This is a genomic window from Paenibacillus lactis, assembly GCF_017873605.1.
GTDB lineage: Bacteria > Bacillota > Bacilli > Paenibacillales > Paenibacillaceae > Paenibacillus_AQ > Paenibacillus_AQ lactis.
Genome location: NZ_JAGGKI010000002.1, coordinates 120,956 through 139,506 on the forward strand (window position 1 = coordinate 120,956; position 18,551 = coordinate 139,506).

Annotated in this window: 14 protein-coding genes, 1 pseudogene and 1 riboswitch; of the genes and pseudogenes, 4 read left to right on the plus strand and 11 right to left on the minus strand. The window is 55.2% G+C overall.

Annotated features, from left to right (window positions below):
- Positions 1–115 precede the first annotated feature (115 nt).
- Positions 116–216, minus strand: a riboswitch (purine riboswitch).
- Positions 217–513: 297 nt separating this feature from the next.
- The 4 genes and pseudogenes from J2Z18_RS03545 to J2Z18_RS03560 form a co-directional block, all read right to left on the minus strand.
- Complete coding sequence (locus J2Z18_RS03545) at positions 514–1,614, minus strand: metallophosphoesterase (protein WP_007130422.1); 1,101 nt, start codon at positions 1,612–1,614, stop codon at positions 514–516.
- A 140-nt stretch (positions 1,615–1,754) separates the two neighbouring features.
- Entirely contained in the window at positions 1,755–2,060 is a 306-nt protein-coding gene (locus J2Z18_RS03550; RefSeq protein WP_007130423.1) for a hypothetical protein, read from the minus strand.
- Positions 2,061–2,536: 476 nt separating this feature from the next.
- Positions 2,537–3,319 (minus strand): annotated as a pseudogene (locus tag J2Z18_RS03555) (TrmB family transcriptional regulator); the annotation flags it as partial.
- 106 nt (positions 3,320–3,425) lie between these two features.
- Positions 3,426–4,229: a zinc ribbon domain-containing protein gene (locus tag J2Z18_RS03560; RefSeq protein ID WP_007130425.1), complete on the minus strand. Its 804-nt coding sequence runs from the start codon at positions 4,227–4,229 to the stop codon at positions 3,426–3,428.
- A 372-nt stretch (positions 4,230–4,601) separates the two neighbouring features.
- On the opposite strand from J2Z18_RS03560, the gene J2Z18_RS03565 reads away from it, so the two are divergent.
- Complete coding sequence (locus J2Z18_RS03565) at positions 4,602–4,970, plus strand: hypothetical protein (protein ID WP_007130426.1); 369 nt, start codon at positions 4,602–4,604, stop codon at positions 4,968–4,970.
- A 443-nt stretch (positions 4,971–5,413) separates the two neighbouring features.
- On the opposite strand, the gene J2Z18_RS03570 is transcribed toward J2Z18_RS03565, so the two are convergent.
- From J2Z18_RS03570 to J2Z18_RS03580, 3 genes are all read right to left on the minus strand, one after another.
- A complete protein-coding gene (locus J2Z18_RS03570; protein WP_210094191.1) occupies positions 5,414–6,313 on the minus strand; it encodes a M15 family metallopeptidase in 900 nt (299 codons plus the stop codon).
- 180 nt (positions 6,314–6,493) lie between these two features.
- A complete protein-coding gene (locus J2Z18_RS03575) occupies positions 6,494–7,219 on the minus strand; it encodes a hypothetical protein (protein WP_007130428.1) in 726 nt (241 codons plus the stop codon).
- Between the two features lie 217 nt (positions 7,220–7,436).
- The gene (locus J2Z18_RS03580; RefSeq protein WP_210094192.1) at positions 7,437–10,538 is read right to left on the minus strand and encodes a DEAD/DEAH box helicase; all 3,102 of its coding nucleotides are present in this window, start codon (positions 10,536–10,538) and stop codon (positions 7,437–7,439) included.
- 190 nt (positions 10,539–10,728) lie between these two features.
- On the opposite strand from J2Z18_RS03580, the gene J2Z18_RS03585 reads away from it, so the two are divergent.
- Entirely contained in the window at positions 10,729–10,941 is a 213-nt protein-coding gene (locus tag J2Z18_RS03585) for a hypothetical protein (protein ID WP_007130430.1), read from the plus strand.
- Between the two features lie 174 nt (positions 10,942–11,115).
- Here J2Z18_RS03585 and J2Z18_RS03590 read toward each other — a convergent pair whose 3' ends face one another.
- The 3 genes from J2Z18_RS03590 to J2Z18_RS03600 form a co-directional block, all read right to left on the minus strand.
- Positions 11,116–12,408, minus strand: a complete 1,293-nt coding sequence (locus J2Z18_RS03590; RefSeq protein ID WP_007130431.1) for an ABC transporter substrate-binding protein — start codon at positions 12,406–12,408, stop codon at positions 11,116–11,118.
- Between the two features lie 138 nt (positions 12,409–12,546).
- On the minus strand, positions 12,547–13,383 hold the full coding sequence (locus tag J2Z18_RS03595) for a carbohydrate ABC transporter permease (protein ID WP_007130432.1): 837 nt from the start codon (positions 13,381–13,383) through the stop codon (positions 12,547–12,549).
- Positions 13,383–14,264, minus strand: coding sequence for a carbohydrate ABC transporter permease (locus J2Z18_RS03600; RefSeq protein WP_007130433.1), 882 nt, complete (start codon positions 14,262–14,264; stop codon positions 13,383–13,385). The genes J2Z18_RS03595 and J2Z18_RS03600 overlap by 1 nt, the downstream gene beginning before the upstream one ends.
- 153 nt (positions 14,265–14,417) lie before the next feature.
- Between J2Z18_RS03600 and J2Z18_RS03605 the strand changes: the two genes are divergently transcribed.
- Both J2Z18_RS03605 and J2Z18_RS03610 read left to right on the plus strand, forming a co-directional pair.
- On the plus strand, positions 14,418–16,199 hold the full coding sequence (locus tag J2Z18_RS03605; protein ID WP_007130434.1) for a cache domain-containing sensor histidine kinase: 1,782 nt from the start codon (positions 14,418–14,420) through the stop codon (positions 16,197–16,199).
- 9 nt (positions 16,200–16,208) lie between these two features.
- Complete coding sequence (locus J2Z18_RS03610) at positions 16,209–17,822, plus strand: response regulator transcription factor (protein ID WP_007130435.1); 1,614 nt, start codon at positions 16,209–16,211, stop codon at positions 17,820–17,822.
- Positions 17,823–18,146: 324 nt separating this feature from the next.
- Here J2Z18_RS03610 and J2Z18_RS03615 read toward each other — a convergent pair whose 3' ends face one another.
- On the minus strand, positions 18,147–18,527 hold the full coding sequence (locus tag J2Z18_RS03615) for a RidA family protein (protein WP_007130436.1): 381 nt from the start codon (positions 18,525–18,527) through the stop codon (positions 18,147–18,149).
- Between the last annotated feature and the right edge of the window lie 24 nt (positions 18,528–18,551).

Genomic DNA, 18,551 nt, shown 5'->3' on the forward strand with positions numbered 1-18,551 from the left:
ACGAAAAGCCCATCTCCTTCTTTCGCCGTTATCGCCGGGAAAAGAAACAAATGGGCATAAGCAGCAATAATACGCCGAAAGCTGCAAGATGGGCCGTGGCCCTCATAGCTTGTCCGTCGCTGCCGCTGTATCCCGTAGTCCAATCATTTCCGGTGATCGGGTAGAAACATGCAGGCCAATCCCTGCACATATACGAGAACACGTATGTTCAGCATTTTGCAACAATTCAATTCCAGCCGCTCCCAAGTACAATGTCATAGGCGACCAAACCGTTTCGCTCTAATAATTGCTGATTGAAAGTCGATTTCGATTTGTGCAAAATCTGCATGGTAAGAAAAAATCAATCTCATGCTTACGTGTAATGTGATAATTCCGAATGAATGAAGTATAACGCAATTAGTATGAAAAAATAAAGTGAAAATTTACGGAAATCTATTCAACGAAGAGCTAAGCGGCCAAATCTTGAGCATTTGAGCACCAAAAGGCCACCGTTAACCGGTGGCCCACGTTGTATTATGGCTGAAACGCGACATGAATTTGCACGATTTCGGAGCGGGAGCCGAGCCGGATCGGCGGTCCCCAAAATCCATAGCCCGAGGAAACGATGGAGTGCATTTGTCCTTTTTTCAAATAACCCCAATCATTTTCAAACAACGCCCCGGTAATCAGGTGAGCCGGGAATACCTGCCCGCGGTGGGTATGGCCCGATACGACCAGGTCCACGCCCTGCTCCTTGGCCTCATCCAGCGCATTCGGCTGATGATCCAGAAGAAGAATGGGCCGCGTCTTGTCGGCCTCCTTCAGGATCTCGGATAATGGGGCACGCTCCGTATCCTGCTTGTCCCGTCGCCCGGCAATCATCAAGTCCTCGACGGCTGCCGCCTCATCATACAGCACGGTCATCCCGCTGCGCTCCAGTGCTTCAATCAGCTCTTTAATGTCACCTTCGAAGCGGTCATGGTTGCCAAGCGAAGCATATACCCCGTATGTAGAACGGATGCCTGACAAGATTCCGTCAATGCCTTGGCCAAGATAAGCATCCAGATCGTCGTCGATCATGTCACCCGGGAACAGCACCAGATCCGGCTTTAACGCATTAATTTCCTCAACCATCCGCTTCGCATGGCCTTTTCCCGACAGCAGTCCGAAATGCATATCGGAGGCCATGACGATATTAAGCTCATCCATCGCTCCGGCATCCTTGGCAATATTCACGCTGTATGCCCGTACCGTCGGGCTATAGGCATTAAACGTACCAAGCCCGATCAACAGCAGTAAGAGAACCAACACGAGCAGACCTGCCCTCTTCCCCGCGCCGTCCCGGCGGAGCTTCGTTCGGCGCAGCACCCACATCGTTAAATGCAACAACGGGAGAACGAGGATCAGCACGTAAAAGACCGCCATCCAATAGGCACCGATTACGTTCAGCACCGTAAGATTGCCGAGGAAACGCCCTGATATAAAAGAGGTCGATACGACCGTCAGGACGATAATGTACAGTGTCTTGAACAGGGCGGATTTCCCAGGCCCCATCCAGCTCCATACACTTCGCCCGATATAATAGACGAGCAAGCCGTAAATGATCAACGCTATGATTCCTATGAAAATATACATCGCCATCTCCTTTTCATACACTCATTATATCAAGGCTAATGAGCAAATCCCAGCACTCGCCGGTAAGGAAGACAGCATCCGTAATGATATATTCATACTTGAGATCGTATGCTATATTGGTGCTTGTTCATAATTATAGGCTACAACCCCGTATGCTTTCGCGGAATGAGCTCATTCAAGATCGATTTCAGGTTGCGATCCTCGGTATAACGCTCCTGACCCATATCCAATTCATTGACCCGGATGTAGGAGTACGTTGCATCCGGAGTCACCGGCTTGAACAGCAGCTCATCGCGCTCATCCGGAACGACGTTGTATTCCATATCGTGAAACATATCCAGAAGCTGCTGTCCGGTGGGCTGCTTCCCCTTATCAACAAAGATCAGGCCCCTTAATTTCTTGGGTCCTTCCTTGTGCCCGACTGTAAAATGAACGATGCATTCCATGCAAGCCACTCCTCTCGCTTCGTTGTCTGAATATCCTGCCCCTTACTCATGATATCCTGCATCGCGGCGGTATAGTCCCTTATGCAAATAAACGCCAGGATAGTTCCCGGCGTTCGTTAAAGTTTGATTGTATTTTATCATAAAATTACGGATCGGGCTGTGATTCATGTCATTGCCGATTCATACAATGCCATTGCGCTGGTGTGCGCAAGCCTAGTATAGATGAACTAGCGATTTCAGGCGCAGCATCTAATACGGGCAGATCGTGCTTGTCACGATCAGCTATCTGTCCCTTTGGATGCGTGCTCAGATGACGGCCCCTGCTCTGCCTCCGCGTTAACGCCGGATTCAGCTTCCGCTTCCAAGCCGGTCGCCGCTTCTTCAAACGCTCCCGTCTCGGGTAAAGCTACCCTTAAGGCATCAGGATCAATCGCACGTTCATCCTCTTCCCCGTACGGGTCGGCATAGCCTTCCGGCGTGACGTACTCGCTTTGAATGAGCCCGAAATTCCGGCCGTACCGCGACTCCAGCGTGTCTCCCATATCCTGCTCAAGCTGGAACAGCACCATCTCTTGGGTGAAATGATGCAGCAGCAGCTCAGCCATCACAGGGTGTTCCGTAATTACGGCACCGGTCTCGAATTCACCGCCGCGCATCCCGAGCATGCACCACTCGCGGTCCACGACGAAGGAGAATTTGCGGCCGCCCCGCTTTCGTTCCTCGAGGCCCCTCCAGCCCGGCCAAGCAAGCGTCCGCGACAAGCTCTGCTCAGGGCCGTCGCATGCCCACAGCACCTTCACGCCTCTAGCCTCCGCTTCGGCCAGCGGCTCGCGAAGCAGCGCAGCCTCCTCCCGCCAGACATCGACCACAATCTCGCGCTCTGCCCGTCCCAGCTCCCGAACGAGAGCATCTAGCACGGCTTGATCTCCTTCCATGCTGAGGAACGGGGCAGCCGTACCGCTGCTGCGCGGCAGGCTTTTCTCCACATAGGCAAGGGAAGCCTCCACTCGTCCCGAGATCATGCGCGTCAATTCCTCCGGCTTCAGCGACCGGTATCGGACGGGTTCTCCGTTCATGCGCTCGAGCGCTCCCTGCCGTTCCAGCCGCTGCATGGCCGCATACACATTGGACCTGGAAGCCCCGAGGCGCTTCGCCACCTCGTAGCCTCCGGCGGGTCCATGCTCGGCAAGGTCCACCATAATTTTCGATTCGATCTCGGTAAATCCTAAATTGCGCAGATGATGCAGCAATTGTTCCATAATTTCTAGTCCCCCCAAAGATGCTCGAACGCTTGCTCTATCATACACACGATTGTTGTTGAACTTGCGCTTAAGGCCATGGTCGTCCGATTCCCTTACAATTCAATTAGATTTGCTCCGCTCCGCAGCGCGGGCACCATTTCGAGCCCTTCGGCAGGTCGACGCTGCAAATTTGACATTTTACCGTATCCCGCACCGTCTCTTCTCCGGACACATAATCCTGGTTCTGATTGTTTTCCTGCCAGAAACGAATGCGCCGGTCCAGCTCCAGCTGTCTTTCCCGTTCACGCTCGAGCTCTTCCCAGTGGCGGCGCTCCTTCTCCTGCTCCTCCTGCTCAAGACGAAGCTGCTCAGGATCCACCTCCGGCTCAAGAAGCTCCTCATCGACAGGGCTAAACGGCTCCGGACCTTGGCGATACGTGAATGGCTCATGGTCTCGCTCATCGGCAGCTGCCGCATAAGCATCGGCCTCATCTTCATCCTCGAAATCGAATCTAACCTTGTTCAGCTCAGGCTCCTTCACCGCTTTTTCAATCGGTTCTTCCTCTTTCGGAGCGATGCTGGCCAGCTTGCGGCCGCAATTCGGACAGAAATTGGCATCGAGCGCCACCACGCGTCCGCATTGGCAGACCCGCTCATTTTTCAGCACCGCAATCCGGTTGCGGATCTCTTCAATCTTCTCCTGAAGACCGTCGCAGGTCTTGGCCAGCTCTACCATTTCCTGCTCGGCAACGGACATATCCTGCATGCGGTAGCCTTCGTAGAATACTTTCCCCATTTGAAGGTAGTACGAATTTTTCTGCTGCTCGATCTCCGCAATTTGGCTGTTCAGTTTATTGACTTCTACCACGTGCTGAGCTTTTTCCGTTGCCCGGTTCGCACCGTCCTTAAGCCTCTGTAATATATTCATCCCTATTTCCTCCTCTTCCTTATACCCGCATCATAACGCGCTTCCTAAAGCAGCGCATAGTTAACATCATTAATGAATTAAACGCTCACCCCTAACCGGTCCTCCGGTTCCCGCATGCCGTCGATCGGGCCATGCCAGGAAGGCGGACATCTCATCTATCCAGTATACGGCGGTGACGGTGATTCTATCATACCAAATTCCTTGCTTCTTGTGAAAATCGCCGTCTTCCTGTCATTTCAAGTGATTCAACCCGATTCCGGTTGTGTAAAGAATAGAAAAAAGCCAGCACCTGCCTCAAGCCAGCGTTCAATCTGGCATCGAAAGCTTACCGGCCGTGCGGTAAGCCGGCTGCCATTACTGGAGGGATAAAGCATGACAACCGATAAAAAAACCTATTATGTCTCCGTCAACCATAACCTGATCCGGGATGTCCCGGGAGATTCCAATGAATTCATCGTCATGCTCAGCAAGGACGAATTAACCCGGCTGAAGGACTTGATGAATGATTTCAGCAGCACCGACCGCTATGCGTTCCAACGGACCTTTGTACCGTATAAATCGGCTGATCACGATGAAGCCATCGAGCAATTCGATGAGCGGACAATCGACCTGTACGCATTCCTCCATGAGCATGGGGATGAACGTACGCGCCGCATGATCGAGGATATGAACATTATCCGCAAAATGGATGACACCGGCTATGACGATCCGGGCTACGAGAATGCCCCGCTTAATAAATAAACGAAATGACAAGCCATAAAGCAGCACCCATGTGAAAAAAATTCCTGGTAGGCGGCTCTTCTTACACAATTTCAGCGGCCGAAGGGCATGACAAGCCTCTCGCTGCTTACATTAGTAGGAAATCCTGCATGGAGGCCGTAAGCTTGCATTAGGCGGGAATCCTGCATGAGACCGGAAGCTTGCATCAGGCGGAAATCCTGCATCATGCGTGGAGTTTGTGCACCTGGCGTGAAGCCTGAATCAGGCGTGAGGCTTGCATGCCGGGAACCGCTCGCAGGATTGATCCAAAGAAACCCCGAAGCACAGCTCCGGGGTTTCTTTGCGATTGCTTAGCATTCCCGACGTCCAATAAGCCTGAAAGCTCGTTCAACGGTTTAGCCTTGTCCGGTCATGGCAATGAAGGGATTGCGTATTTCCCCTGCTCCGACCATTTCACACGACAGCTACAGCTTCAGGTTGGCTTCGTCGAAATACTCCTCCAGCGTCAGGCCGTTCTTGGCAATGTCCGGCGCCAGATCCTTCCCGACATAGCGGATATGCCAAGGCTCGTACACGTATCCCGTAATATCCTCCGCCCCTTCCGGGTACCGGATGATGAATCCGAATTCCGGCGCGCGTCTGGCCAGCCACTCGCCTTCCTCCGTATGGCCGAACGCTTCCTCCAGCGCGTTCCCTGCGCTTGGACTCGACACGTCAATCGTCAGGCCGGTCTGGTGCTCGCTCGTGCCGGGCACTGCGCTGACACGGTTCGCCTCCGCTTCTCCCTTGGTGCGGACATTATTTTCATATATCACCTTCTGGCGGTCATATGAACGGTAACCCGAAACCGCGCGAAGCTCCATTCCGTCCGCCTCGGCCGCTGCAAACAATTCCTCAAGCGCCTTGGCTGCCTCTTGTCTCAACATCCGCTTCTCATGGGGACCGTCGAAGGAAAACGGAACGTTCGGCTCCACAAGATCATTCGGCTCGTAGCCGTCCGGGAGACTGCGCTGCTTGTTCACCACTACGGTGACGGCATCCGGATTGGTCACGACCTGCTTGCCGTTCTCCTCCTGCACGGTTGCCTGGAGCGCATTCTCGCTCCGCTTGGCCATTACGGGATCCGCCGGCTCGTTCCCGGCCTCCGCGCTTGCGCCCTCCCCGGTTCCTTCCGGAAGCGTCGTGCCTTCCTGGCCCTCGGCCGGCGATTGAAGCTCCTGTCCCTGCTCTTTGCCTGAACCCGCGTCATTCGATTGGCATCCGGCCAAAATGCTCCCCGCTACCAGCAGAGATGACAGCATCAGGCTTGTCCAGCGTATCCTTTTTCCATAAAATGCATTCATCGCTGCCTCGTCCTTTCCCATCTTCATTGTCCTCATTGTACCTTATCCAAGCGTTACAGGACAAACGCTGTCATGTCGAAGAATGACGCGCTATGCCGTCATTTCTCCGAATTTGCGGTGCCGAGGCCGCGCTTTACGGCCATTAGGCGTGAAAAAAGCAGCCATGCGCCTGGCCGCTCCTTTCGAGAGGTGCGGCTACAGCTATGGCTGCTCTATGCGGCGGCGCTTCTGCTCGGCCCGCTCCGAAGCCGCACGGGCAATGAGGCCGAGCGCCTGGGTAACGCCGCTTACCCCCGGCAGCAGGCCCGCCCAATCGCCGGCGGGCCCAAGCTCCCCGGGCGGCGGCGGGGACAGCGGCACCGCCAGCTCGCCCAGCTGCGGCCCTGGCCGGTGCAGCCGGCCTTCGGCCGCAGCCTCGGCCACCCATTCGCCGGGAGAAGGGCCGGACGGCCCCTTCTCCTTCACGCGGGTGGCCGCGTCCCCGGCGGTGCCGCCTGGCCGCGGTGGTACGGCCTTGGCCCAGGCGTCGAAGACGCCGGCCAGCAGCGCCTCCCGCGGCAGCCCCAGCAGCGCCAGCAGCTGGAGCGGCTCCGCCGCAAGCTTCTGCCGTGCGGCGTCCAGCACGGCCGCGGCTTGACCGCAGGCTTCGCGCCCGCATGTGCAAGGCACGCCCTCCCCTTCGCCCGGCAGGGGCGAAGGAACAAAGCCCGCCAGCCACGGGGCTTCACGGCCTGCAAGGAGCGAGTACAGCTCCAGCGGATGATCCGTAAGGTAGGCGATTATCGTATTGCGGGCATCGCTAGTAAGCGGCTCGATCGTCACGCTGATTCCGCAGCTCCCGCCTTGCTCCCCGTCCGGACCGGTCCAGCCCTGAAGCCGCCCCGCAGTCAAATCAAACCGAGGCTCGCCAGTCTTCGTCGGTTCCATAACAGCACCCTCCTCTTCGCCGTAAATCCTTCTATGTCATCCAAACATTCAAAATTGTTTCGCTCGATATAGCAGCCTGGTCAGAAGAGAATCTGGGCAAGCATCCTGAACGAAAGAATCTGGCTAGCGTCCTGATCGAAAGAGAATCTGGACAGCATCTCAATCAAAAGAGAAAATCCGTATAGCACCCTCATTCATAATCGAACGGGATGCCCGTTTACATCCAATCCTGTCCTTGAAGCTCGATCAGTCGGCGGAGCTCGCCGTCGGACATTTCCGTCAGCCATGTCTCGCCGGAGCCGACGACCTGCTCGGACAACGCCTTTTTCTGTTCGATCAGCTCGTCAATCCGTTCCTCCAGCGTCCCCTGGCAGATCAGCTTATGCACCTGCACATTGCGGTGCTGTCCAATCCGGAACACCCGGTCCGTTGCCTGATTCTCCACCGCCGGGTTCCACCAGCGGTCGTAGTGGAGCACATGATTCGCGCGGGTCAAATTCAGCCCCACGCCGCCGGCCTTCAGCGACAGCACGAAGAATTCCGTGCCTTCGCCGTTCTGGAAGGCCCGGACCATCTCGTCCCTTTCGCGCTTCGGGACGCCGCCATGGAGAAAATGAGGCTTCTTCCCATACTTGCGTCCGAGCACGTTCACAAGCAGCTCGCCCATGCCGACATACTGGGTGAAGATGAGCGCCGATTCCCCCATATCTGCAATCTGGTCGAGAATCTCGAGCATCCGCTCCATCTTCCCGGAGGCTTCCGCGCGCACCGCTCGTCCCTCCTCCTGCCGCAGCAGCTGAGGATGATCGCATATTTGCTTCAGCTTGGTCAGCGAGGACAGCACCAGCCCCTTGCGAGCCATGCCCGTCTGGGTTTCGATCTGTCCCATCATCTCATCCACGACGGCCTGATACATAGCTCCCTGCACCTCCGTCAGCGTGCAGTAGGACTTCACCTCCAGCTTCTCCGGCAGATCCTTGCGGATGTCCGGATCGCTCTTCAGCCTGCGCAGCATGAACGGCGATACGAGCCGGTGAAGCTCCCGGTACCTCTCCTGCTGCCCTTCGCCGGCTGCATACCGCTGACGGAAGGCATGGAAGGAGCCCAAATACCCGGGATTGAGAAAATGGAAGATGGACCACAGCTCTGCCAGTCGGTTCTCCACCGGTGTACCGGTCATGGCAATCCGGTGGGGGGCCGACAGCTTCATGACGCTCTGCGCCTGCTTGGTACGGTAATTCTTAATATACTGGGCCTCGTCCAGTACAACGCTGGACCATCTGATGCCGGACAGATCTCCTCCGTCACGCCCGGCCAGATGGTACGTGGTCAGCACGACGTCGTACTCCTTGGTCTTCTGCGTGAACTCTTCGCCCCGAAGCCGCCGGACACCATGATGAACATGAAGCGACAGCTCCGGGGCGAACCGCTGGAGCTCCCGCTGCCAGTTCCCAAGCAAAGACGTCGGGCATATGATCAAGACCGGCCCGGTCTCCCCGTCCGATTCCCTCCGGTCCAGCAGGCAAGTAATGACCTGAATCGTCTTGCCAAGCCCCATATCATCCGCAAGGCATACGCCAAAGCCCATGTCGCGCATCATGCTGAGCCATTGATACCCCCGCTCCTGATACGGCCTCAGCTCCCCATGCAGCGTCGAGGGGACAGGCCGGGGAGGAACCTTCCGGATGAACTCGCCTTCGAGCAAGGAGGACAGCAGTCCTGCGGATTCCACCTCCTCGATAAAGAGGCCCTTCCACAGCCGTTCCCCGTCCATCTCGGCGGTCAGATGCATCCATTCCGCGAGCTCCATCTCGCCCTTTTCGTGGCGCTTCATGAAACGGAGCACCTGGTTGATCTCCTTCAAGTCGACCTCAACCCATTCACCGCGGAATTGGACGTACGGCAAATTCTGCTCCGCCAGCGATTTCAGCTCATCCCGGGTGAGACGCTGGCCTCCCATGGCCGCGGAAATTTCAAAGCGAACCAGATGCTCCATCCCCATCACAGGGAGCGGATGCATCCCGCCCGGCGATCTCGCGTCGGACATCATCTTTAGGGACAGCCCGACCCGTCTGCGGCCTTCCTTGCTCCACCTTGACGGCATTTGGACCGTCACGCCTCTTCGGGCCAGTCTCGGAACCGAATCCTTCATAAAGGAAGACAAGGCGCTGAGCGGAATCGTCGCCCCATCGGGTGCCGGTCCGCGTAAGCCCTCCGCCAGCTCCGGCGCAAGCTCCGCGGCTTCGCCAAGCCTTAGCAGCAGCTGCTGCTTCACGGAGGAATAGATCCGTCCCCGGATCAGCGGATCCGGCTCCGCCATTCCCCAGATGCTGCCTGCGGGGAGCAGCAAGCCCTCATCCTCCAAGCCCCGTGCCCAAAACGAGATTTGCCAATCCTGCCGGTTGTCCGTAAGCGGAGGCTCAAGCCGAAGTCCGAGCCCGACCGTTCCGCTCTCAGGGGGCGCATCCTCGCCCGCGGCATACGGAACCGACGTTCCTCCCGCCGCCTCCACCGCCGATGTCAGCTCCCCGATCTCTTCGGCTGTTCCTTGAACCGGGAGCTCACGGTTCACCGTCAGCAGACTGTTCCACCACAGCTCGGCTAAGGGAGAATGCCCGCGGCGATAATTCGCCAGATGGGGCCGCAGCTTATCCTGGGTTTCCCGCACCGCCTCCCGGGCCTCGCTGTTCAGAATGCCGCACAAGAACGAGTACAGCACGATCGCGCCCGCTTCTTCCCGGGTTGACGGGTCATGCCCGGCCAGAGCTGCCGGCACGCCGATGCAGACCGGCGGAATATTGGCCGCCAGGTGCATGAATCGCTCCGAGTCCTCCCCGGAGAGCTGCGGCTTCCATACCGCACGGATGCTCTGCATCGTGGTGCGCCGTCTTCCGACCGCCGGCACTTCGGCTGTTCCGGGCGCAAGCTTGCCTTGAAGCAGCAGCTGCAGCGCAAAGCGGCTTGCTTGTATCCAAAATTCCATCTCTTCTCCGGCTGCGAGGCCCTGTGCTTCATAGTTTGCCGGCGTAAGCTCGAGCAGCATTTGGAACGCATCCCCCGGCGTCAGCGCCAGTCCTTCCATCGTCCGGCCGCCAACCATCTTCCGCTCCGGACGACGCGTGCTTCTCGCCCCATAGGTCGGGGACGGATATCTGAGCTCGGCCAGCCGGAGGGTTGCATTTGCGAAGGGACGGCTTCCATCCTGCATCCGTACGGCACGGACAACGCGGCTCCATGCATCTACCTTGGGCTCGGATACCTCTCCGGAAAAACAAAAGAATGCGTCACCTAACCATACGCCATAAAGCGCTTGATTCATCGTTGTCTCCCGTCTTTTCCTGCTTTTTATAGATATTATTACTATCTTATACGATCGCCGCATAATTTCAAAACGGTAACCAAAAGAATTTTCGGGCAAATAAAGGATGCCGCTCCCCTAAATGTTGCCACCTAGCCGGTCCTTCATGCGTATTGAATAAATAAACCTACATTTGTCAGGAGGAGCTCGTGTGGACATCTTATTTGCCGGAAGCATTATTGGGCTGGGCGTTATATTAATAGGTATTTTATTTTTTATTATTCACATCTTGATTTGTATATGGGGATACCGCGATGCACGCCGTCTTGGCAGAAGCCCTGAATTCGCGCTGCTTGTCGTCCTCGGTCTGCTGTTCTTTCCGATTGTCGGACTCATCATCTATCTGCTGATCCGAAGGGCTTAGAGCTTGTCAGCCGTCGTCGCGGCATATCCAGCGAACACTCCGGGATCATTTGGCGATCGCAATGATGCGAGGACATCACTCTATTCCTGCGCGCCTGCATTCCCATAGCTGCCCCATACACGCAGAAGAGGCCGCTCCGACTAATCGGAGCGGCCTCTTCTCGCTTCTATTCGTTTATTTCGCCTTCAGGCTCTCCCAGGATTTCTGGATGCCCTCGAACAATTGGTCTTTATTCACATTGCCGGCAACATAGCCTTGCATTTGGCTGCCGAATTCGTTCATGCCGCCATCCGGGAATTTATTGAACTCCCAGCTGAGCGTCTTGCCTTCCTTGCTGTATTTCACGATATCGTTGCCGAGATCGCCCAGTGTTTCGCTCTTGGTTTCAATGCTCTTGAAGGCCGGGATGAACTTAAATTCGTCCGTGATGTACCGTTTGCCGGTTTCCGAGGTGACAAGCCAGTTCAGGAATTCCTTCGCTTCAGGCTTTACCTGGGATTTGTTGTTGACTACCCAGTTGTTCGGCACGCCGACCGGAAGCTTGTCGTTCTCCTCGGCATTGTCGTTGATCGGCATCGGCAGGAAGCCGATGTTCAGCTCCGGATTGATTCCGTCAATCTGCACCTGGGTCCAGTTGCCGTTCTGTGTCATGGCGGCTTCCCCGCTGGCAAACATCGTGATCTCGGTGTTGTAGTCGGTCGTCAGCGGGTTCTTCTGGCCATACTTTACCGTCAGGTCAAGCAGGCGGATCCATTCGTCGAATTTCGCATTGCCCGCAATCTTCTCCGTTCCTTCGTTCAGGCCTTTGACAAAAGCATCCGGATTCTCTTGATGGGCAAACGGGATATTCAGCAGGTGGTTGGCCAAAATCCACGTTTCCTGATAGCCGTTGGCAAATGGCGTAATGCCTGCCGCTTGGAGCTTCTGCGCAGCTGCCTCAAGCTCGGTCAGCGTCTTCGGCAGCTCGGTGATGCCCGCTTGCTTGAACAGGTCCTTGTTGTAAATGAAGCCGTAGCCCTCAATGCCGAACGGCTGCCCATACAGCTTGCCGTCTTTCGTCATAGGTTCCTTCGCTACGTCCAGCACATCGTCCACCCATGGCTGGTCGGACAGATCTTCGATATTCTCGAACCAGGTTTCCAGGTCACGGTACCCGCCTACGTTGAAGATGTCCGGCTCATCGCCTGATGCAAACTTTGCCTTCAATGCCGCGCCGTAGTCAGAGCCGCCCCCGACCGTCTGAATGTCCAGCTTGATGCCGGGATGCTCCTTCTCATATTCCGCCTTCAGCTGGTTCAGCGCCTCCGCAATTTCAACCTTGAATTGGAAAATCTTAATGGTCTTCGTTCCGCCCTCAGCGCCGCCTTCGGCTCCCTGGCCGCTCTCTTTCGAGCCGCCGCCGCATGCTGCAAGCAAGGTGGAGAACGCCAGGATCATGACCAGCAGAAGCTTACCTTGTTTCTTCATGTTATGAATCCTCCCTTTTGTATAGGTGTATCAGTTGCTATGAATGGCGTTTTGCTTCTTCAGTATAATTAACCTTTTTTCGATTCACCAGGTACGATATTGATCTCTCGGGTGGATGAAATTGACCGCTTTACCGGTTTATCCCTTGACCGCCCCGTGGGTAATTCCTTCAATAATGTATTTCTGCATCGCCAGGAAGAAAATGATGATCGGCAGAATGCCGAGCACCAGCGCCGGCAGCGCCAGATCCCACTGCTTGGTATATTGCCCGAAGAAGGCGAAGGTCGCAATCGGTATCGTCCGCAGCTCGGCGGATTGCAGGATCAGCGACGGCAGCAGATAGTCATTCCAGATCCACAGCGTGTTCAGAATGATCACGGTCACGAACATCGGCTTCATGAGCGGAAATACGACCCGGAAGAATACGCCGTAGCCGCTCGCTCCGTCCACCGTTGCCGCTTCCTCGATCTCCAGCGGAATCGACTTCGTAAATCCATGGAACAGAAATACGCTGAGCGGAACACCAAACCCGAGATAACAGATGATCAGGCCGTACAGGCTGTTATTGATGCCCATCGTTGCGGTTACCTTCACCAGCGGAATCATGATGGACTGGAACGGAATGACCATGGCTGCAACGAACAGGGCGAACATAAGCCGGTTAAAGCGCGTATTGCGCCGCACCATCTGATACGCCGTCATGGCGCTCAGCATCGCCAGCAGCAGGTTGCTGGCAACCGTGACGACCAGGGAGTTCCAGAGCGCCGACGGAAAGTTCGTAATATCCCATGCCCGCGAATAGTTGCTCCATTCAAACGTTGTCGGCAGCCCCGCCGAATCGGTCAGCAGCTCGCCGAAGGTTTTGACCGAATTGACGAACAGGAAATAGAACGGTACCAGGAAGAGCAGAGCAACGATGATCATGATGAGCTCGGTAGCCAGCGTATTCAGCTTGTATTTTCTAACGGTCTCCATTAAGCCTCGACCTCCTTGCTCTTCGTGAACCGAACCTGCAGGCTTGTGATGATGGCGACGACGATGAAGAAGATGACCGCCTTCGCTGTGCCGAGGCCCAGACGGTTATTCGTATACGCTTCGTTATAGATGTTCATGGCCACCGACTCCGTGGAGCCGAACGGCCCGCCCTTGGTGAGCGACAGGTTCAGGTCAAACATCTTGAACGACCATGAGATCGCCAGGAACAGGCATACAGTGACGGCAGGCATCACGAGCGGTATAATGATGGACCGAAGAACTTGTCCCCTGCTTGCGCCGTCGATTTCGGCCGCCTCCAGAATATCCTTTGGCACGTTATTGAGCGACGAAATATAGATGACCATCAGATAACCGGCCGTCTGCCATACGAAGACGATGACGATCGCCCAGAATGCCGTCCCCTTCGTCCCGAGCCAAGGCAGATTGAAGAATCCGAGATTCGTCGCGTTGCCGATCGCCGCGAAGCCTTTTACGAAGATGAATTGCCAGATGAAGCCCAGAAGCAGGCCGCCGATCACGTTCGGCATGAAGAAGATCGTTCGCAGCACGTTCCTCGTCTTGAGAGGCTTGGTCAGAAAATAGGCCAGCACGAAGCCGAGAAGATTCGTAAGAATGACACCCAGCACCGTGAACCTTGTGGTGAACCAGAATGAGCTGCGGAATTTATCGTCATTGGTAAATATCGTTACGAAGTTATCAAAGCCGACCCAATCGATTTTATTCGATACGCCATTCCAGTTGGTGAAGGAATAATACAGTCCTAGAAGGAATGGAATGATCATGATCAGGATGAAAAAAATAGTGGAGGGTCCCACGAACAGAAACTGCTGGAGCAGCGCCGATGATTTTTTTCGATTCATCCCTGTGATCTCCCCTTTGCGATAAGATGTTGTATGATGTATAGCCATTATGAGGTAACCTGTTATCATTGAACACGGAGAATCATGAACCGTTAGGTGTAAAATATTGACCATACCCTTTTGTACGATTGATCCTATCTGAGGTGAGCTGTCATGAAATTCCGCAGTATTCAAACCCGGCTGATTCAATTCATGCTGGCCGTTACAACGATTCCGCTTCTGCTCTCCTTAATCATCACATTCTCGCATACCCGCGAATCCGTGAAGGAACAGACGGTTAACGAGAACATTCGGCTAATTTATCAAGGAGCGACCAATTTAAGAAACTATATGAACAGCATCAATCGGGCTTCGCTCTCCGTCTATTCGGACTCCTATTTTCTGCGCAATCTCGCCCTGGATCCGGACAATCACCGCGTCATTGCCGAGCTCTATGCCACCCTGCAGGCGATTCAGACAGGGATGGAGGACATTCATCAGATCTACCTGCACAACTACTTAACCGGTCAATCGACCCAAGTGTCGAGCAATCTTCCAAGGCGCGAGTTCCGGAAGGAGCCTTACCGCCGGATTGAGCAGTTCGGTCCCGGCCCTGCCGCGGTCGAGCCGATCCATGAGGTTCATAACTACGGATTTCCCCGCAGACCGGCTGACATTACCGATTTCAAGGTGATCACCTTTTACCGGTCGATCAACAACATTCCATCTCCCGAGCAGTACGCTCTAATGGCGATTGATGTGAAACTTGACAGTATCTTGGCCATTTGCGACCAACTGTATGCCAAGGGGGAGGAGCAGTTATACTTGATTGATGATACAGGCAGCATCATGTATAGTCCGAATCCCGATGAAATCGGGCAGCCCTTTGCCGATCAGACGCTGCTGAATGAAATCGCCAAGGAAAAACAGGGCTATTATGACGGCAAGCAAGCGATGGTGATCTATGAGAAGCTGGATCTGCCGTACGCCCCCTGGACTTTGGTGAAGCAGATACCGCATAAAACGCTGTACAAAAATTCGACGGAACTGACGGGGATCAACGCGATCATTGCCATTTTTGCTCTACTGGTTGTCATTTTCGGCACCCTATGGATATCCATTCGGATTACAAGACCCATTAAACAGCTCACGAGTTATATGAATCAGGTACAGACCGGGCGGCTGGATGTCGATATCGATGTAACGAGCCCGGACGAGATCGGAATTTTATCCCGGCGGTTCCGGAATATGATGGACACGATCAACAACCTGATCCTGCGGGAATACCGGCTGGAGCTGGCCAACAAGACCAACCAGCTGAAAGCGCTGCAGGCACAGATCGACCCGCATTTTCTGTACAATGCGCTTCAGTCCATCGGAACGTTGGCCCTTCAGCATAAGGTGCCGCGGATCTATTCCCTGCTCTCCTCCCTCGCCAATATCATGCGCTACAATATGCGTAACAGCGAGGCGAAAGTAACGCTGCAGGATGAGATCCATCATGTGCGGCTCTACTTGGAGCTCCAGAAGCAGCGTTTCCGCGATCAGCTTGAAATTACATGGGATTTGGAGCCGGAAAGCCTGCAGGCTCCCGTTCCGAAGATGATTCTGCAGCCGATCGTCGAGAACTATTTCAAGCACGGCATGAACACCAGGGATACCGTGGGACGCTTATCGATTTCTTCGCGTATTACAGAGGAACATAGACTCGTCGTCGTGGTCGAGAATAACGGCACGTCGATTGAGGAAGACAGACTGGCCGCTATCCGCCGCATGCTGGCCGATCCTTCGGGCTATGAGCCGCGAAGCGGCGATGCCGGGGATATCTCCATCGGGCTTATGAATGTGCTGATGCGCCTGAACCTGTATACGGACAACAAGGCTGTTTTAACCATCGAGAATGCAGTGCCGCATGGCGTCATTGTCACGCTCAATATCAACGCTTGGGGAGAGTGAGCAGAAGAGATGAAAGTATTGATCGTAGACGACGAACAGCACGTAAGAGAAGCGATTGAGATGCTTGCGGACTGGGAGCGTCATGGCATAACGGAAATCTATCAGGCTGCCGACGGCGAGGAAGCGGTTCGGCTGATTGAGGAGAAAGATCCCCAGATCGTCATGACCGATATGCGGATGCCGAATTCAAACGGCCTCGAGCTGCTGACCTGGCTGCACACATCCAGACCCGACATCAAGGTGCTCGTCATCAGCGGATACGATGATTTCGAGTATGTCCGGCATACGATCCGCTCGGGGGGATCGGATTATATTTTGAAGCCGGTCGAGGCGGAAAGTCTGAACGAGGCGCTCGGCAAAGCGGCGGATGCCTGGCGGTTGGAGGAAGAAAAGCGGAAGCAGATCATGAGCCAAAATATCGAGATGAACCAGATGACCCCGCTCTATATGGACCGGCTTCTCTCGGATCTTGTGAACGGATACGGCAGCAGAGAGAGCATCGTAGCCCAGCTGCGAAACCGGATAGCTCTGCCTCAGACAGGAGCTCTCTGTCATATCGTCGTTATAAGCGATGTTCAGTTTGACAAAGACCTGCTGTCCAAATTTCGGAACCGGCGGCATCTGCTCTCCTTCACCTTGATTAATATCTGCAACGAGCTGCTGCGCGATCAGGGTGTCGCTTTCCGCCATATCGACAAGCCCGGTGAAATGATTGTGCTGTACTGGAACCCTCGTCTGCCCGTCAACGATATGCTCGAACGGATCAACGACGGATTGTTCGCCATTCTCCGGCGCCGGGCCCATTTCGGCTATGCGGCAGCAGCTTTCCCTGCTGAGCTGCCGAAAGCATACTTGAACGCCGTCCAGGCCTTGTGGAGCCGCAACCTGCTGACAGGCAAATCGCGAGTTCACAAAGACCGCGTCCCGGAAAGCGAAGGCTCCCGTACCCCTCGCTTGGCCACGTATGAAGAGAAATTCAAATTAGCCGCCCTGAGCGGGAGCAAGGAACGGATCGAAGCAGCCGCGGATGAGTGGATGAAGGATATCCGGGACATGGATCGGGTGTCTCCGGAGCAGCTGCTGCGCATAAACTCCGAATGGGACTGGATGCAGCAGCATTGGACCGAGAATGAGGTAAAGAGCGTACAGGAGCCCGTGGAGGACGCGGAAATCTCCCAAGACCTGCCGTCCCCTCTTCCCTTGAATGAGGACGGCATGCTGTGCTGGGACCGCTGGCGGGAACAGATTTGCGGCCGACTCAACGCAGCCTCCAGAGTGCTTACCCAGATTCATTCGAAGGACAGCCATATTATTCATGATATCGCCCGGTATTTGGAAAACAGCTATCATGAGGAGATTTCATTGCAGCAGATTGCCGGTCGCTTCTTCCTCAGCAGGGAGTATATCTCCCGCAAATTCAAACAGGAATTCGGCGTGACCCTCTCCGATTTTCTCGGACGTGTACGCATCGACAAGGCCAAGACCCTGCTGCTCAATCCTCAGCTCCGCATTGCCCAGATTGCAGAGATGGTCGGTTACCAGGATGAAAAGTACTTCAGCAAGGTGTTTAAAAAAATGGAGGGCGTGACGCCCAACGAATATCGGAAGGTGCACCAGAAGTAAGAAGCAACAGCCGGAATATTTGCTACGGGAACACCGGCTTGAGCCTGGGAAAACACCGGGTCACGGGACTGGAACACCTACTGCGGCCTCGAAAAGACCGGGGGGCACGGAACGCCCGCTTGGGTTCCTGGAAACACCGGGTCACGGGTACGCCCGCTTGGGCCCGGGAAACACCCGCTTGGCGACGGCAACGTCCAGTCTTGTTCCTCGCGCTCCCAGTTGAACTGGCCGGCTCCCATACAAGTAAAGCTGACCCTGACAAAAAAAGAGCTCCCGGCCGCCTCTAGGGCGCCGGAGCTCTTCCTTACGTTTTCCTTCGATCCATTATCCCTTGACTGCAATGACTTCGATTTCCACCAGTCCGTCCTTAGGCAGGCGGGCTACCTCCACCGCGCTCCGCGCCGGATAAGGCTCGGAAAAGAAGCTGCCGTACACCTCGTTTACCGCTGCGAAATCATTCATGTCCTTCAGGAATACGGTTGTTTTGACGACCTGGTCCAGGCTTGTCCCTGCCGCTTCAAGAATGGCCTTTACATTGCTTAAGGACAGCCGCGCCTGTTCCTGCACGCCTTCACCGAATTCCCCCGTTTCCGGATTCAGACCGAGCTGGCCGGAGGTGTATACGAAGCCGTTGATCTCTACCGCCTGGCTGTAAGGGCCGATCGCGCCTGGCGCTTTAGGCGTGGAAATAATATGTTTGTTCATGGATAAGGCTCCCTTCTATGTAAT

Coding starts and splice junctions, on each gene's coding strand:
- J2Z18_RS03545 (WP_007130422.1), bottom strand. CDS start 1,614: ATGTATATTTTCATAGGAATCATAGCGTTGATCATTTACGGCTTGCTC.
- J2Z18_RS03550 (WP_007130423.1), bottom strand. CDS start 2,060: ATGGAATGCATCGTTCATTTTACAGTCGGGCACAAGGAAGGACCCAAG.
- J2Z18_RS03560 (WP_007130425.1), bottom strand. CDS start 4,229: ATGAATATATTACAGAGGCTTAAGGACGGTGCGAACCGGGCAACGGAA.
- J2Z18_RS03565 (WP_007130426.1), top strand. CDS start 4,602: ATGACAACCGATAAAAAAACCTATTATGTCTCCGTCAACCATAACCTG.
- J2Z18_RS03570 (WP_210094191.1), bottom strand. CDS start 6,313: ATGGGAAAGGACGAGGCAGCGATGAATGCATTTTATGGAAAAAGGATA.
- J2Z18_RS03575 (WP_007130428.1), bottom strand. CDS start 7,219: ATGGAACCGACGAAGACTGGCGAGCCTCGGTTTGATTTGACTGCGGGG.
- J2Z18_RS03580 (WP_210094192.1), bottom strand. CDS start 10,538: ATGAATCAAGCGCTTTATGGCGTATGGTTAGGTGACGCATTCTTTTGT.
- J2Z18_RS03590 (WP_007130431.1), bottom strand. CDS start 12,408: ATGAAGAAACAAGGTAAGCTTCTGCTGGTCATGATCCTGGCGTTCTCC.
- J2Z18_RS03595 (WP_007130432.1), bottom strand. CDS start 13,383: ATGGAGACCGTTAGAAAATACAAGCTGAATACGCTGGCTACCGAGCTC.
- J2Z18_RS03600 (WP_007130433.1), bottom strand. CDS start 14,264: ATGAATCGAAAAAAATCATCGGCGCTGCTCCAGCAGTTTCTGTTCGTG.
- J2Z18_RS03605 (WP_007130434.1), top strand. CDS start 14,418: ATGAAATTCCGCAGTATTCAAACCCGGCTGATTCAATTCATGCTGGCC.
- J2Z18_RS03610 (WP_007130435.1), top strand. CDS start 16,209: ATGAAAGTATTGATCGTAGACGACGAACAGCACGTAAGAGAAGCGATT.
- J2Z18_RS03615 (WP_007130436.1), bottom strand. CDS start 18,527: ATGAACAAACATATTATTTCCACGCCTAAAGCGCCAGGCGCGATCGGC.